We start from the raw sequence: 14,805 nt of genomic DNA on the forward strand, positions 1-14,805 counted from the left end.
ATGGTCTTGTCGGTGGGAGGAATAACCTTCCGACATGGCAGGAATGGATCAACGTTGAATAACGTCACACGGCTCGGCGCGCTCACCGCTGTTCTGGCGATGGCGGCGGCCGGCTGCGATTCCAGCACGGCCGCCCCCTCCGCGACGGCCTCGTCCGCCGCGGTGACCGCCGGCCCGGAGCCGTCCACCGGCGACACCGTGGTGGACGGCTCGGACGCCGGAGCGGTGAAACCCGTCGACGTCACCACCCTGCCCGCCGCGGAGGTTCCGGACCCGGCGGTGGAGTACTACAAGCTCAAGACCGTCTTCCGAGGTGCGGACGAGTGCCTGGAGGGCAACCGGGTGGCCGGCGAGTCGGTGCTGGCCGGCGCCGCGTTCCAGGACAAGTGCCAGGACGTCGACGGGCAGGCGTGGCGCTTCACCAAGCGCGACGACGGCTACTACACGCTGCGTACCAAGTTCCTGGGTGACGGTAAGTGCCTGGAGGGCAACCAGCGTGCCGGGACGGTGCTGGGCGGCGCCGCGTTCCTGGACGACTGCGAGGAGGTCACCGGGCAGCAGTGGAAACTGGTCGAGGCCGGTGACGGCCGCTATCGGCTGCAGACGAGATTCCGGGAATCGGAAGGCGAATGCCTGGAAGGAAATCGTTTCGCCCCCGAATCGGTCCTCAAGGGCGCGTCATTCATGGATGAATGCCAGAATGTGACCGGTCAGCTCTGGTATTTCACCGCCATTCCGGCCTGACGCTCCACCACCACCCGGTCACGGCCGTCGCGTTTGGCGGCGTACAGGCACGCGTCCGCGGTGGACAGCAGCCCGGCCCGGGTGACGTCCGGGGCCGCCTCGGCCACTCCGGCGCTGACCGTCACCCGCAGTCCCGCGGCGACGTCCGCCCAGTCGTGGTCGCGGACCGCCTGCCGGAGGCGCTCCAGCCGGGCGCCCGCCCCGGCAGCGTCGACTCCGGGCAGGACCAGCAGGAACTCCTCACCGCCCAGCCGGGCGGCGAAGGCCGACGGCACCGTGCCGCACTCGGCCTCCAGCAGTTCGGCGACCCGGACCAGGACCCGATCGCCGATGTCGTGGGAGAACGCGTCGTTGATGCGCTTGAAGTGGTCCAGATCGAGGACCGCCACGGTCAGCGGCAGCTCCGGGCCGTCCATCAGCAGCGGTAGCTGTTCGTCGACGAACCGGCGGTTGCGCAACCCGGTCAGCGGGTCCCGGCGGGCCTGCTCACGGAACCGTTCGGCGTCCTGCCGGGCCTCGAGGACCTCGAACATCGCGTGCCGGTCCCGGGCCTGGGCCTGCTGCAACGACAGGTGCTGGTCCCGGTAGGCGGTGAAGAACTCCCGGTACATGTCGTACGCCGCCTCGAACTCGCCCCGGGCGGCGTACGTCTCGGCCTGTTCCTGCCGCCATCGCACCAGCACGTCGCCCAGTTCGCGCTCCTCGGACAGTTCGCGGCAGGAGTCCAGGCAGGCCTGCGCCGACTCCTGGTCGCCCTGTCCGCGGCGGGCCACGGCCAGGGTGAGCAGGTACTCGGCGCGGGAGTCGGCCTCCTCGGCGCCGCTGCTCTCGTCGTACGCCATCGCCTGTTCGACCGCCCGGACCGCGTCGTCGAACCGCCCGTTGGCCAGGTGGATGTTGGCGATGGTGTCCAGGTCGGCGCCCTCCAGTGCCAGGCCGTCGGCGGCGGCCACCGCCTGCAACCGTTGCGCCACCGCGTCCGCGGCCTCGGGAAACCCACAGGTCAGCTCCATGTACGCCCAGTTGTTCAGGACCGCCATCCGCAGCCAGGACAGCCGGTCGCCGGCGGCGAGGATCTCGGCCTGCCGGTAGTGGATCCGGGCGGCCTCCATCGCGTTGAACTGTCCCAGCGCGTCGGCGAGTTTGGCGCGGTGCCACACCCGGGTGCTCGGCGTCGCGGTGTCCTCCAGCAGCTCCACGGCCAGCACCGAGTGCTCCAGTGCGGCGGCGAAGTCGCCGAGATGCCGGGCGACGTTGGCCCAGAGCAGGTGGGCGCGGGCCCGGACCGGGCGCGAGTCGTGCCGCACGCCCCACTGCTCGATCTCCCGGACCTGCCGGCCGGTGGCCGCCACCTCTCCCTTGCGCATCCACATCTTCGCCTGGCAGATCCGGGCCCGCATGGCGAGTTCGCCGTCGCCGAGCACCCGGGCGCGTTCCTCCAGGTCCACCGCTGTCTGCAGGGTGTCCAGATCGACCCAGGCGAACTGCTCCTCGATCGCGATCAGGGCCCCGAGCAGTTCCGTGCGCGCATCCTCCGGCCCCGTCATGAGCGCAGTCTAATGTCCGCTTTGCCGGAACAGGTCGAACGGCGGGACCACTGGCGATGAGAGCGCTCCCACCAGTAGCGTGCGATCTCGGACGACGTACCGAGACGTGGGGAGAGTCGATGGCCGACAAACGGGTCGACGAGTTGCTGGAGTCGATGACGGCTGCCGAGAAGGCGGGTCAGATGACCCAGTACTTCTACTTCTCGGCGCCGCCGGGCAAGGACCAGCAGCCCAAGGCGGTCGAGAAGGCGCTGGAACGCGGCGGCGCCGGATCACTGCTGTACGTGTACGACCCGGCCGAGATCAACCGGCTCCAGCGGCAGGCGATCGAGGGCAGCGCACACGGCATCCCGGCCCTGTTCGCCTACGACGTCATCCACGGCCTGCGCACCATCCTGCCGGTGCCGATCGCGATGGCCGCCTCCTGGGACCCGGAGATCATCGAACGCGGCCAGGCGATCGCCGGCCGGGAAGCCCGCGCCGTCGGCATCCACTGGACGTTCGCGCCGATGGTCGACATCGCCCGCGACCCCCGCTGGGGCCGCATCATCGAAGGCGCCGGCGAGGACCCGGTGCTGGGCGCCGCGGTCGCCGCCGCCCAGGTCCGCGGCTTCCAGAGCGCCGGGATCATCGCCGGGCCCAAACACTTCGGCGGGTACGGCGCGGCCCTCGGCGGACGCGACTACGACGAGGTCAACCTGTCCGACTACGAGCTGTGGAACGTCTACTTCCCGCCGTTCCGGGCCGCCGTGGAAGCCGGCGCGGGCAACATCATGACTGCCTACATGGACCTCAACGGGGTGCCCGCCACCGCCAGCCGCTGGCTGTTCACCGAGGTCCTGCGCGACACCTGGGGCTTCGACGGGTTCGTGGTCACCGACGCCAACGCCGTACGCAGCCTGGTCGTGCACGGTTTCGCCCGCGACTTCCCGGACGCCGCCGCCCGCGCCCTGGCCGCCGGTGTCGACATGGAGATGGCCAGCGAGGACCCGGCCAACGACCACCTGCCCGAAGCGGTCGACTCGGCGGCCCTCGACGTCAGCGTGCGCCGCATCCTGGACGCCAAGGCCCGGCTGGGACTGTTCGACGAGCCGTACGTCGACGAGGCCCGCGCCCGGCGGATCCTCGACGACCCGGCCCACCGCGAGGTCGCCCGGGAGGCCGCCCGGCGCTCGGCCGTGCTGCTGCGCAACGAGGGTGACCTGCTGCCCCTGGACCCGGCCGCCCTCGGCACGATCGCCGTGCTCGGCCCGCTCGCCGACTCGAAACGCGACACGCTCGGCCCGTGGGTGTTCGACGCCGACGTCGACGAGACGGTCACCGTGCTGGACGGCATCCGCCGTGCCGTCGGCGACCGGGTCCGAGTCGAGTACGCGACCGGCGTACCGGTGGTGCAGCGCCTGGTCCCGTCGATGTTCGACGGCGACGGATCGAACGTGCAGGCCGACCCGCCCGGCTTCGACCCGGACACCGAGTTCGACCGCGCGGTGGCCGTCGCCGCCGCCGCGGACATCGCCGTCATCGTGGTCGGCGAGTGGCAGAACATGGTCGGCGAGACCGCGTCCCGCTCCTCGCTGGACCTGCCGGGCCGTCAGCTCGACCTGCTGCAGGCGGTGGTGGCCACCGGCACCCCCACCGTCGCGCTGATCATGAACGGGCGCCCGCTCGACCTGCGCTGGGCCGCCGAGAACGTGCCCGCCATCCTGGACATCTGGTACCCCGGCACCCAGGGCGGCGACGCCGTCGCCGACCTGCTCTTCGGCGCCGTCTCCCCGGCCGGGCGACTGCCGTTCACCTGGCCGCGCACCATCGGCCAGATCCCGATGATCCACTCACACACCCGCTCCCACGACCCGGACAACCAGAGCCGCCGCTACTGGAACGAGGAGAGCACCCCGCTGTTCCCGTTCGGTCACGGCCTCGGCTACGGCCGGATCAGTTACCACGACCTGACCGTCGACCAGCCGAGCGTCGCGCTGGACGGCACGGTCACCGTCACCGTTCAGGTCACCAACGACGCCGACCGGGAGACACCCGAGGTGGTCCAGCTCTACCTGCACCAGCGGCACGGCGGCGCCTCCCGCCCGATGCGCGAACTGAAGGCGTTCCGCCGCGTGGTCATCCCCCCGAAGACCACCTTGCCGGTACGGTTCCCGATCGGCCCCGCCGAGCGCCGCTACTGGCACCCGATCAGCCGAGCCCAGGTCCTCGACCCGTCCACCTTCGACCTGTACGTAGGCGGCTCCAGCACCGCTACCCTGACCACCACTTTCGAGGTGACCGCCTGACCGTCGCGTGTGGTGCCAGCCGGCCGGCACCACACGCCGGCCGGTCCGGGCAGGGCGGCCGTGGCCGGGCTGACCTCGTTCCTCAGCGAGCACCTGATCTGATCAGGGTGAGCAGCAGCGCGACGGCGAGCAGCACCAGCGCGCCGACCTGCGCGGCCCGCAGACCGGCCACGGCCAGCAGACCGCTGATGGTGATGACACCGATCGCCCCGGCGGTGCGCTGCAGGGCGAAGACCTCGGCCCGGCGGTCCGGTGGGGCGAGCCGGTCGAGGGCGAGGGAGTAGAACGTACCGAGTTGTGGCAGGAAGAAGCCGAGGACGGCGGCGCCGGTCAGGGTGGCGGCCAGATGCCCGCCGGTGAGGATCAGCGCCGACCCGGCGACGAACGCGGCCAGGAAGGCGACCACGGTCCGGTGCGACGGCATCCGGTTGCGGACGCTGACCCAGACGCCACCGGTGACCGAGCCCGCGCAGAGCACCGTGGCGAAGACGAACGCCCAGCCCGGGGCCAGGCCGAAGGAGAGCGCGAACGACACCGCGCCGACCTCGACGACGGCGACCCCGGCCGACGACGCGGCGGCACAGAACAACCAGAGGTAGGCGGCCGGCGGGATCGGCCCGCGGATCCCGGCCGGCTGTCCGGCGCCGGGCGCGGGGGCGGTGGGGACGCGGGGCAGCAGGAACAGCGGGGCCGCGCCCAGCACGGTGACCACCACCATCGCCCCGACCGGGGTCACCGTGCCGAGCGCGGACGCGAGCACCGGTGACGCCGCGAAGGTCAGCTCGTTCAGCGTGGCCGACACACCCAGGGCCCGGGGCAGCCGGCCCGGCGTCACCAGGTGGTTGAGCAGGGTCCGCAGATGGCCCAGGGCGGCGCCGTTGACGGCCCCGGCGGCCACCGCGGCGGCGATCAGGAACCCGATCGGGGCGCCGGCCGCGGCCAGCCCGGTGACGGCGGCCAGCGCGACCGTCCGGACGGCGATCAGCACGCGCAGGTAGCGGACGCCGTCGAACCGGTTGCCGAGCCGCGACAGCGGGACGGATCCGAGGATCTGCGCGGCGACCATCGCCGACACCATCGCGGCGCCGGTCCGGGCGGACCCGGTGATCGGCAGCGCCACCAGCGCGAACGCGATCGGGGCGGCGGCCTGCGGCACGGCGAACAGGCTGTTGCCGGCCTGCCACCTGATGATCCCCGGCAGGGGTGTGGTGGCGGTGGACATGATCGCACCCTAGTTCGCGGGTCAGGGCAGCTCGGCGGCACGGGCGGTGAAGAGGGCGGCGCCCCCGGGTTCGCGTCGAAACGGCTGGTGCCGAGCTGCTGGAGCACGATGCCGCCGCGGCCTGGGGTTCCCGGCCCACGCGACCCGGTTGCCGCCTACCGGTGGCGCACGGTGGCGGCTGCCCCGGCCACCAGGTCCGGATCGCCGCCGACACTGATCTGCACCTGGGCGGCGTGCGCCACCACCCGGGCGACGGCCAGCCGGGACTGCGAGCGCAGCGGCCCGGAAGCCAGCGGCAGACAGCCGAGCACTGCCTGTTGCGCGTCGGCGATCGCGGACAGCGGCCGGAACGCGTTCGCGTGCACCCGGGCCCGGCGGATCACCACGTCCGCGATCAGCTGGGCGTTCCCACCCGGCTCGGAGTAGACGGCCTCGGCCTCCTCCAGCACGGCGATCGCCTCGCCGAACCGGCCCTCCCGGCGTTCGAGCTCCCCGAGCGCGTACAGCACCGCGCCGAACTCCTGCTGTTGAGCGGGATTCCGGCGCGGAAGGTCACGCAGCCGCCGGGCGCCGGCGCGCAGGTCCTCGATGTCGGTCATCAGCCACCCCCCTCGTACTCATCTTGGTCGATGATTCGGTGTTCGTGGGAGCCGCGCGGTCCGGGATGACAGCTACCGGACAGCACGCCCGAACTGGCGGAGTCCGGGAACTCCCCGCCTTACCTCACGGCCGTGCCCGCGGGTATCACCGATGAGGGCACGTCACTCCACCCCGGGAAAGGAGCCGAAAATGTTCAGCATTCATCTGCCGGGCGAGGGCGGCGCGGCGCGGGACCGGCCGGCCCCGCCGGATCAGCCACTCCTGTCTCCGGCCCGGTTCGTCCTGCCCGCCATTCCCGCCGAAGTCCTCGAATGCCTGGGCGCCCGGGTGCTGTCGCCCACCGAGGCGGCCTTCTCCCAGGACGCCCCGACACCTCAGCCGACGATCTATCGCGCCACGGTCCTCCTCCTGCCGGATCCGCGGGATCCAGCGGCGACTCGTCAGCTCAACAGTCTTCTCGCGCCGATCGGGGTGAGAATCGACCGGTATGACCATCCGGTCGCCGAGTTGGCGCCCACCGGACGCTTCCGGGAGAACCCGGTCGACGCGTGGACGACACTGCAGTTTCTCCGCGCGAGCGTGCCGGACCTGGAGGAGCTGTCGAGCCGGCGACGCTTGCGGCTGGGCAACGCCGAGGAGAGGAGGCAGGCCCGCGCCCTCATCAGGATCATCGGCGGGATCACCCTCGATCATGTGCTGGTCGGCTCCGGCCTGGACGGGTCCGGCAGCGGCACGCTGACCGGCACCAACACCGCCACCAACGGCAGTCCGGACCTCGGTGGTCTGTTCAACGGCACCCAGCCGGGAACCAGCGGCCGGATCCCGGTCACCGTGGTCATGCCGCCACCCGCCCGGCCTGCCGTCTGCCACGACCAGCGCCGGCCGGTCGTCGCGGTGCTCGACACCGGCATCGCGACCGACCCGGAACACCCCTGGCTGGCACCGCTGTCGACGCAGATCACGGACGGGGACGCGGTCGTCCTCGTCGACCCCACGTTCCAGGACACGATCACGCGCGTGGTGGGATTCCGCGACTGGCCGGAGACCGAGGAACCGTTACGCGGGCTCCTCTCCACCCACGCCGGGCACGGCACCGCCATCGCCGGCGTCATCCGCCAGTTGGCCCCGGTCGCGCAGATCTACGTCATGCGGGTGATGCAGCCCTACGGGTTCGCCCACGAATCCGACGTCTGCCGGGCCCTGGAACGCATCGCCGAGCAGACCAGCCTGGCCCTCGACGACCCCGACACGGGGAAGATGGTCGACGTCGTCTCGCTGTCACTGGGCTACTTCCACGAGACCCCACAAGAGGTGGAGGTGACCGGCAGAATCACCGAGGCCCTACGAAAGCTGACCAGCCTGGGCGTCACCGTCGTGGCCGCAGCCGGCAACTTCTCCACCAGCCGCGAGTTCTATCCGGCCGCGCTGAGCCCCACCTTCCGCGTCGCCGGCCAGGCGCCCCTGATCTCCGTCGGAGCCCTCAACCCCGACGGATCGACGGCGATGTTCAGCAACGGTGGGGCCTGGGTGGACTGCTACGCCTCCGGCACCGCGGTCGTCACCACGTTCCCCAGATTCTCCGGATCGCTGACCGCCGGCCTGATCAACGGCCGCCGGCACGGCTACGACCCGGATTCCTTCCTCGGCATGTTCGGGCTCTGGAGCGGCTGCTCGTTCTCCACCCCCGGAATCGCCGGATGCCTGGCCGGCAAGCTCGGCGCGCGGCCCGTCGCCCGCGGCCAGTCGCGGGAGACTCGCCTGGCCGCCCGGATCACGGCGGCACGCGACGCGTGGACGGCGGTCAAGGACGACAGGCGGTTCAAGCCGCCGTGGGACGGAGACCGATGATGACCTCCGAGCAGCTCGCCGCGGTGTTCCGGGATGCCGTCGAGGGGCGGCGGGAGGCACTCGACCACCTCGTACGCCAATTGACGCCGTTGCTCTGGCGGGTCGCCCGGTCGACCGGCCTGGACACGGCCGCCTGTGAGGACGTGGTCCAGCAGACGTGGCTGCGGCTGATCGGCCACCTGGACCGGATCCACACCCCGCAAGCACTCACCGGGTGGCTGGTCACCGTCACCCGGCGGGAGGCCGTCCGCGTCCAGATCGCCCAGCAGCGCACCGGCCACGCCGCCGACCACACGCTCGAACAACTGCCCGACGGGCGGGCACCGGTGGAGGACACGGTCGCCGACACCGAGCGCGGCCGGGTGCTCTGGCGGGTCATCGCCCGACTGCCGAAACGGTGCGTCCAACTGCTGCAGGTGATCGCGTTCAGTGAACGGCCGGACTACGCCGGGATCGCCGCGGCGCTGGGCATGCCGACCGGCAGCATCGGCCCCACCCGGGGACGCTGCCTGGGCAAACTGCGCCAGCTGCTGGCCGCCGATCCGGAATGGAGCTGGTGATGTCCGGACCGGACGACCCGCACGGGCTCATCGACGAGACCGACCTGGCGATCCTGGCCGAGATGGCCGCCCTCTACACCGCCGCCGACCCGGTGCCGGACGGGCTGGTCGAACGGATCCAGTTCGTGCTGGCACTCGACGACCTGGACGCCGAGGTGCTGCGGCTGACCGGGCAGACCACGGTGGCCGCCGGGGCGCGGGGGGAGGGGGGCCGGATTCACACGTACGAAATCGGGGGTCTCGGTCTGACCGTGCGCATCGCCGGCCTGGGCCCGGGCGCGGTCCGCATCGACGGATGGCTCGCCCCGCCGGCCGCCTACCGGGTCGTCCTCAAGTCGGGGGACCAGCTGCTGCACCGTGTCGCCGACCCGGACGGCCGGTTCGTCTTCGAACGGGCGCCGACCGGCCCGGCCCGGATCTTCATCCGCTTCCTGGCCGGTGAAACGGCCTTGGCCACCCCCGAACTGGTGCTATAGAAACGAAGGCATGCGCGCCGAGGACGCCGCCCGCCGCCGGCACCGCCGTGGGGTCGAGGCGACGTCCGACGGCCGCCCCGGCGACGGCGCGCGCCACCTGCGGGAAGGGTTGGCGCTGCTCGGCTGGCACGAGACCATGGCGCCATCCGAGCCGCGCACCACCCGGGAGGCGCTCGCGGCCCGGCTGCTGATCAGCCTCGCCTACGCCGAGACCGAGCTGGGCCGCACCGACCACGGGTTCGGCCTGCTCGGCCTGGCGGAACGCCTCGTCGACCCGGACGACTGCGGTGTGCTGCTGCAACAGCGGGGGCTGATGCTGTGCCGGATCGGCCGGTACACCGAGGCCATCGGCTTCTTCGACGCCGCGATCCCGCTGCTCGGCGCGCCCCGGCACGCCACCGTGCTGTGCTCCACACTGCTCAACCGGGCGTCGGTGCACCTCGACGGCGGCCGGGTGCACACCGCCCGCGACGACCTGCGCGACTGTGAACGCCTGGCCCGCGATCATGACCTGGGCATGCTCGCGGCCAAGGCGGCACACAACCGCGGCTACTGCGACCTGCTCTCCGGCGATCTGCCGGGCGCGCTCGCCGCGTTCGACGGCGCCGAGGAGTTGTACGCGCGGCACGCCCCCGGATTCCGGCCGGTGCTGTCCGCCGCCCGCGCCCGGGTGCTGCTCACCGCCGGACTGTTCACCGAAGCCGGCCGCACCCTCGACGAGGTGATCGCCGTCTCCCGGCGGCAGCGGATCACCCAGGAACTCGCCGAAGCCGAACTGTTGCGCTCCCAGGCCGCCCTGCACGCCGGCGACCACACCACCGCCGCGACCTGGGCACGGCGGGCCGAACGGCGATTCCGGCGGCGCTCCAACACGGCATGGGCCCTGCTGGCGGCGTTGACAAGACTCCGAGCCGATTTGCCGTACGCCACCCGGCCCCTGTCGGTGGCCACGCGCGCGTTCACCGTGGCCGCCGGACTGCGCGCCGCCCGGCTCCGGCCCGACGCCGAACTCGCCGACCTGGTCGGAGTGCGCGCCCTGGTCAGCGGCGGACGGCTCGACCAGGCAGCGGACCGGTGCGCGGCGATTCCCCGTACCCCCGCACCCGTTCCGGTCGAATTGCGCCTGATGCGGCGGCTGGCCCGGGCCGAACTCGCGTACGCCCGCGGCGACCGGGCCCGGGTGGCGGCCGAAGCCGGTGCCGGGCTGTCCGCGCTGAACCTGCACCGCAGCCGGCTCGGCAGCGTCGACATGCAGTCCGGGATGACCGTTCTCGGACAGGACCTGGCGGCGCTCGGGCTGGGCGCGGCCTTCGAACGCGGGTCGGCGCGGGCGGTTTTCGCTTGGTCGGAGCGGTCGCGGGCACAGGCGTTCCAAATTCCGCCGGTCCATCCGCCCGACGATGAGGAGGTGGCGGCGGCGCTGGCCGAACTGCGTCAGCTGCGATACCGGATGCGTACCACCGGGCAGGCGTCGGCGGCCCGGTGCGCGACCCTGGAACGGTTCGTCAAAGCGCGGTCGTGGCGGGTCGACGGGCCCGGGTCGCATCACCGGATCGCCGCACTCGGTGACGTACAGCGGGAACTCGCGGGTCGGATCCTGGTCAGTTTTCTGGTCCGGGACGGGCGGCTGCGGGCGCTGGCGTTGCGGGACGGGGAAGTGCGGCTGATCGATCTCGGGGCGCACGGTGTGGTGGGGGAGGCGGTCGCCCGGCTGTCGGCTGATCTGGACGTCCTTGCCGGTGGAGGGCTTCCCGCCGCGATCGAGGCGGTCATCCGGTCGTCGTTTCTCGCTGCCCTGCGCATCGTGGACGAGCAGTTGATGGTGCCGATGGCGGGGTGGGTGGGGGACCGGGAGCTGGTTCTGGTGCCCACTCGGCAGCTGTCCGGGATTCCGTGGGGGCTGCTGCCGTCGTTGCGGGGGCGGCCGGTGACGGTCGCGGCGTCCGCGTCGGCGTGGATCTCCGCACGGCGGGTTGCGGTTCCGCTGTCCGGTGCGGGGCCGTTGCTGGTCGCCGGACCCGATCTGCGGTACGCGTCGAGTGAGGTCGCGCAGGTCGCCTCGGTGTACCCCGGTAGCCGGGTGCTGACCGGTTCGGCGGCGACGGTGGGGGAGACGCTGCGGGGGTTGAACGGGGTGGCGGTGGCGCATTTCGCGGCGCACGGGCATCACGAGAGGGAGAACGTTCTGTTCTCCTGTCTGGACCTGGTGGACGGGCCGTTGATGGCGTACGACATCCAGCAGTTGACCGTCGCCCCCCGGCATGTGGTGCTGTCGGCGTGCGATGTGGGCCGCTCGGTTGTCCGTCCCGGGGACGAGATGCTGGGCTTCACGGCCGCCCTGTTGTACGCGGGCACCGCGAACGTGGTGTCGAGTGTGGCCCGGGTGAGCGACCCGGTCTCGGCCGAGGTGATGACCGCCTACCACCGCGCGTTGGCGTCCGGAGTTCCGCCGGCGAGGGCGCTGGCCGAGGCCATCCCACCAGACGTGGTGGCTCCGTTCGTATGCTTCGGAGCAGGCTGAAGCCCCGCCGGAAGTCGCTCATGATCGGCTTGCTAGATTATCGGCGCAGGGCAGGTCCGGGTGGCGGAATGGCAGACGCGCTAGCTTGAGGTGCTAGTGCCCTTAACGGGCGTGGGGGTTCAAGTCCCCCCTCGGACACACGTTAAGCACACGGCCGAAGTCGTCAGAGACGATTTCGGCCTTCAGTGTTTCTAGTGCCCTGAGTCGTTGATTCGGCCGCAGTAGCGGGCGATGGAGTCGAGGATCTGGTCGGCGGTCTTGGTCCAGACGTAGGGCTTGGGGTCGTCGTTCCAGGTCTCGATCCATTGCCGGATGTCGGTGTTGAGCTCGCGGACGCTGCGGTGGGTGCCGCGTTGCAGCTTCTTGGTGGTCAGCTCGGCGAGCCGGCGTTCGACGAGGTTGAGCCAGGAACTGCTGGTCGGGGTGAAGTGCAGGACGAAACGCGGGTGGGCGGCCAGCCACCGCTTGATAGCCGGGGTCTTGTGGGTAGAGGCGTTGTCCAGCACGACGTGGACGTCCAAGGCTGCGGGGACCTGCTGGTCGAGGGTGAGGAGGAACTTCTTGAACTCGATCGCCCTGGTCCGGGCATGCAGGGAGCCGATCACCTTGCCGGTGGCCAGGTTGAGGGCGGCATAGAGGCTGGAGGTGCCGGCCCGGACGTAGTCGTGGGTGGCCCGCTCGGGGGTGCCGGGCATCATCGGCAGGATTGGTGCGGTCGGGTCGAGGGCCTGGATCTCGGACTTCTCGTCCACGCGGAGCACGACGGCGCGTTCGGGCGGGTTCAGGTAGAGGCCGACGACGTCGCGGACCTTGGCGATGAACTGTGGGTCCTTCGACAGTTTCCAGGTGTCCTGGCGGTGTGGTTGCAGGCCGAACGCCCGCCAGATCCGCGAGATCGCGGTCTGTGACATGCCGGTGTGGGCGGCCATCGACCGGGTCGACCAGTGGGTGGCGTCCTTCGGCGTGGTCTTCAGGGTCGTGGTGATCACCCGTTCCACGTCGGCGTCAGCGATCGTGCAGGGCCGACTGGGGCGGGGTTCGTCGACGAGTCCGTCGAGACGGTGGGAGGCGAACCGGTTACGCCACTTGTGGATCACGATCCGCGATCGGGCGGCGAGGGCTTGGGCTGACGACGGCCGACGCGATCAGGCGAGCGACTGCTCACGCTCGTCGTCGGTGAGCACGATCGGAACGGCCATCGGAGAAGGCATCCACCACACGTACCCACCGACATCGATTTAACGACTCAGAACACCAGGCAAGAAGATGATCGATCAAGAGCTGTCTCCATGATCAGCCAGGGTCGATGCCACCCAGCCACACGTAAAAACTCAAGCTACCGAAACCATCCCGGCCCGGACACCGTGTCGGTGCCGCGACCGCGGTACGCCGGTTCCGTGAAGGGCAGGACGAACTGCTGACCTTGCAGGTGCACGGTCACCGGCTGGGCGACGGCGTGCCATTCGCAGGCCCACACCTGGCCGAGGACCTGCACCGGTGGGCGGGTGCCGGCCGCCAGCGCCACTTCTGGCGCCTGCTCGCCGGGGAGCTCTCCGTAGACCATCCACCATGCTGCGACGCGGTTCCACTCACCGCCGCGTGCGTGTGGCTGAGCTAAACCGGTCCACGCGGCCCAGTCGTCCTCGCCGGGGATGAACACCCCAGCGGCTTCATCTCGGTACTGTGCGTCGTTAAGCTCGCGCCAGAAACCGTCGCTTCGCCACTGCAGCAGATATCCGATGCCAGGTAGCCGCAGCGTGCTGACCTGCGGCTCTCCCACTGAACTAGTCACGTTTCTCCTTCCATCTGCCCGGCAGGAGCAGCATCGCTCGGCGGCAAGCGTCGGACGCCGTCTGTGCCTTCCATTCGGCGTCGCCTACGGCCGCCGGGTCGTACCGGTTGCCGTGACGGCGATCGTAGAACCGCAGTTCCGGTGCGCGCCAGGATTTGGCGGTGGGACAACACCGTCAGACACGCGCCGCGAATATTCGGCCCGCTGCCCGCCCGGTCGTTCTTGATATGGTCGCAGCTCGTCGTCGCCAGACCTTGCCTGTTGATTTACCGGCCGCCGGTCCGACGTAAGGCGCAGCTCTCAAAAGGCCGTTGGTCCTGTTTTCATGGTGGGGAAAATAGCGTTCACTGTGAGTTTTCTGAAAGGATGACCCGGGCCCGCTTTCTCGGTATCCCGCTAGGTCTACTCAGCGGATCCTGCGACGTGCTTACCCGGCGATGGCCGTCAACATGTTCGAGCACCTTCTACGCCTTCCGACGCTGCCGATCGGGTTTGCCGACATGATCGCCCAGGCGCTGAACGTCGTACACGCCCGTCGAGAATCTGCAACCACGATTACGCCTCCGCCGCTGATTCCCGGCGGTGCCTGGCTGCACGTCACCGACCGCCCGCACCCGGACTGTCTCGCCTGGCTCATCCGCACCCGCGCGAGTAGCCCGTCGACTGCACCCGTCTACCGCCGGCTGGCACACCGTTCGACAGTTCGTCCATACAGGTGGAGTCCTGAGCCTCAATGGCCAGCACTGACAGAGCAAACCGCCTCAATTGACTACTAAGTGCGATTGCCCTATTCCAAGAGGTCAGGTACCGAGCCTCTTCATGGGGAACAGCGAACTCCGAATCCGCTTCGGTGGCCTTAGCCGCCAACGCGTCTACCAGATCACTAGGAAAACCATTTTCCTAAACCCGTCGCCCACCTAAACCCGTCGCCCACCTGAGCCCTGAGCTGGCCCAAAACGATGCCGCGCAAAGTGTTCGACCTGACGACCCTTGGACCCCTCGGCTGAATCGACTCGAGTGTGCGACATTCACCGACTGGATCCAGCCGAACGAGGAGCAGTTCAAATCTAGCGGGCCTACGTTCACGACCGTTCCGGAAAAGCTACGTAGTCGCGTGCCCTAAGGCGTGTTTCATAAGCCGGTCAGAGCCACTCGCAGATGATGACGATGGTCAGGACGGCTTGGAACCTGACGGCGAGTTTGTCGT

The 14,805-nt window shown here is 70.4% G+C and carries 10 protein-coding genes, 1 tRNA gene and 1 pseudogene; 7 read left to right on the plus strand and 5 right to left on the minus strand.

Going from position 1 to position 14,805, the window contains the following annotated elements:
- Positions 1–54 precede the first annotated feature (54 nt).
- The gene (locus tag ACQ0O7_RS11295) at positions 55–744 is read left to right on the plus strand and encodes an RICIN domain-containing protein (RefSeq protein ID WP_430781909.1); all 690 of its coding nucleotides are present in this window, start codon (positions 55–57) and stop codon (positions 742–744) included.
- On the opposite strand, the gene ACQ0O7_RS11300 is transcribed toward ACQ0O7_RS11295, so the two are convergent.
- The gene (locus ACQ0O7_RS11300; protein WP_430781910.1) at positions 711–2,291 is read right to left on the minus strand and encodes a diguanylate cyclase; all 1,581 of its coding nucleotides are present in this window, start codon (positions 2,289–2,291) and stop codon (positions 711–713) included. The two genes, ACQ0O7_RS11295 and ACQ0O7_RS11300, sit on opposite strands and share 34 nt — an antisense overlap.
- Before the next feature lie 119 nt (positions 2,292–2,410).
- Here ACQ0O7_RS11300 and ACQ0O7_RS11305 point away from each other — a divergent pair, with 119 nt between their 5' ends.
- Positions 2,411–4,579 carry a glycoside hydrolase family 3 N-terminal domain-containing protein gene (locus ACQ0O7_RS11305; protein WP_430781911.1) on the plus strand — a complete coding sequence of 723 codons (2,169 nt, stop codon included), beginning with the start codon at positions 2,411–2,413 and terminating at the stop codon, positions 4,577–4,579.
- An 82-nt stretch (positions 4,580–4,661) separates the two neighbouring features.
- On the opposite strand, the gene ACQ0O7_RS11310 is transcribed toward ACQ0O7_RS11305, so the two are convergent.
- Both ACQ0O7_RS11310 and ACQ0O7_RS11315 read right to left on the minus strand, forming a co-directional pair.
- Positions 4,662–5,801 (minus strand): MFS transporter, encoded by a 1,140-nt coding sequence (locus ACQ0O7_RS11310; protein ID WP_430781913.1) that lies wholly within the window; start codon positions 5,799–5,801, stop codon positions 4,662–4,664.
- Between the two features lie 155 nt (positions 5,802–5,956).
- A complete protein-coding gene (locus ACQ0O7_RS11315; RefSeq protein WP_430781914.1) occupies positions 5,957–6,400 on the minus strand; it encodes a hypothetical protein in 444 nt (147 codons plus the stop codon).
- 190 nt (positions 6,401–6,590) lie between these two features.
- Here ACQ0O7_RS11315 and ACQ0O7_RS11320 point away from each other — a divergent pair, with 190 nt between their 5' ends.
- From ACQ0O7_RS11320 to ACQ0O7_RS11340, 5 genes are all read left to right on the plus strand, one after another.
- On the plus strand, positions 6,591–8,249 hold the full coding sequence (locus ACQ0O7_RS11320; RefSeq protein ID WP_430781915.1) for a S8 family peptidase: 1,659 nt from the start codon (positions 6,591–6,593) through the stop codon (positions 8,247–8,249).
- A complete protein-coding gene (locus ACQ0O7_RS11325) occupies positions 8,249–8,809 on the plus strand; it encodes an RNA polymerase sigma factor (RefSeq protein WP_430781916.1) in 561 nt (186 codons plus the stop codon). Before ACQ0O7_RS11320 ends, ACQ0O7_RS11325 begins: the two co-directional genes overlap by 1 nt.
- Positions 8,809–9,285, plus strand: a complete 477-nt coding sequence (locus tag ACQ0O7_RS11330) for a hypothetical protein (RefSeq protein WP_430781918.1) — start codon at positions 8,809–8,811, stop codon at positions 9,283–9,285. Before ACQ0O7_RS11325 ends, ACQ0O7_RS11330 begins: the two co-directional genes overlap by 1 nt.
- Before the next feature lie 10 nt (positions 9,286–9,295).
- A complete protein-coding gene (locus ACQ0O7_RS11335) occupies positions 9,296–11,806 on the plus strand; it encodes a CHAT domain-containing protein (protein ID WP_430781920.1) in 2,511 nt (836 codons plus the stop codon).
- A 54-nt stretch (positions 11,807–11,860) separates the two neighbouring features.
- Positions 11,861–11,944, plus strand: a tRNA-Leu gene (locus ACQ0O7_RS11340).
- Positions 11,945–11,997: 53 nt separating this feature from the next.
- On the opposite strand, the pseudogene ACQ0O7_RS11345 reads toward ACQ0O7_RS11340, so the two are convergent.
- Positions 11,998–12,951, minus strand: a pseudogene (locus ACQ0O7_RS11345) (IS630 family transposase); the annotation flags it as partial.
- A gap of 191 nt (positions 12,952–13,142) precedes the next feature.
- A complete protein-coding gene (locus ACQ0O7_RS11350; protein WP_430781921.1) occupies positions 13,143–13,598 on the minus strand; it encodes a hypothetical protein in 456 nt (151 codons plus the stop codon).
- Between the last annotated feature and the right edge of the window lie 1,207 nt (positions 13,599–14,805).

The organism is Actinoplanes sp. G11-F43, from assembly GCF_050589265.1.
GTDB lineage: Bacteria > Actinomycetota > Actinomycetes > Mycobacteriales > Micromonosporaceae > Actinoplanes.

Excerpts from the sequence above, each read along its gene's own strand:
- ACQ0O7_RS11300 (WP_430781910.1), bottom strand. The coding sequence starts at position 2,291 with ATGACGGGGCCGGAGGATGCGCGCACGGAACTGCTCGGGGCCCTGATC.
- ACQ0O7_RS11320 (WP_430781915.1), top strand. The coding sequence starts at position 6,591 with ATGTTCAGCATTCATCTGCCGGGCGAGGGCGGCGCGGCGCGGGACCGG.
- ACQ0O7_RS11315 (WP_430781914.1), bottom strand. The coding sequence starts at position 6,400 with ATGACCGACATCGAGGACCTGCGCGCCGGCGCCCGGCGGCTGCGTGAC.
- ACQ0O7_RS11305 (WP_430781911.1), top strand. The coding sequence starts at position 2,411 with ATGGCCGACAAACGGGTCGACGAGTTGCTGGAGTCGATGACGGCTGCC.
- ACQ0O7_RS11325 (WP_430781916.1), top strand. The coding sequence starts at position 8,249 with ATGACCTCCGAGCAGCTCGCCGCGGTGTTCCGGGATGCCGTCGAGGGG.
- ACQ0O7_RS11335 (WP_430781920.1), top strand. The coding sequence starts at position 9,296 with ATGCGCGCCGAGGACGCCGCCCGCCGCCGGCACCGCCGTGGGGTCGAG.
- ACQ0O7_RS11310 (WP_430781913.1), bottom strand. The coding sequence starts at position 5,801 with ATGTCCACCGCCACCACACCCCTGCCGGGGATCATCAGGTGGCAGGCC.
- ACQ0O7_RS11330 (WP_430781918.1), top strand. The coding sequence starts at position 8,809 with ATGTCCGGACCGGACGACCCGCACGGGCTCATCGACGAGACCGACCTG.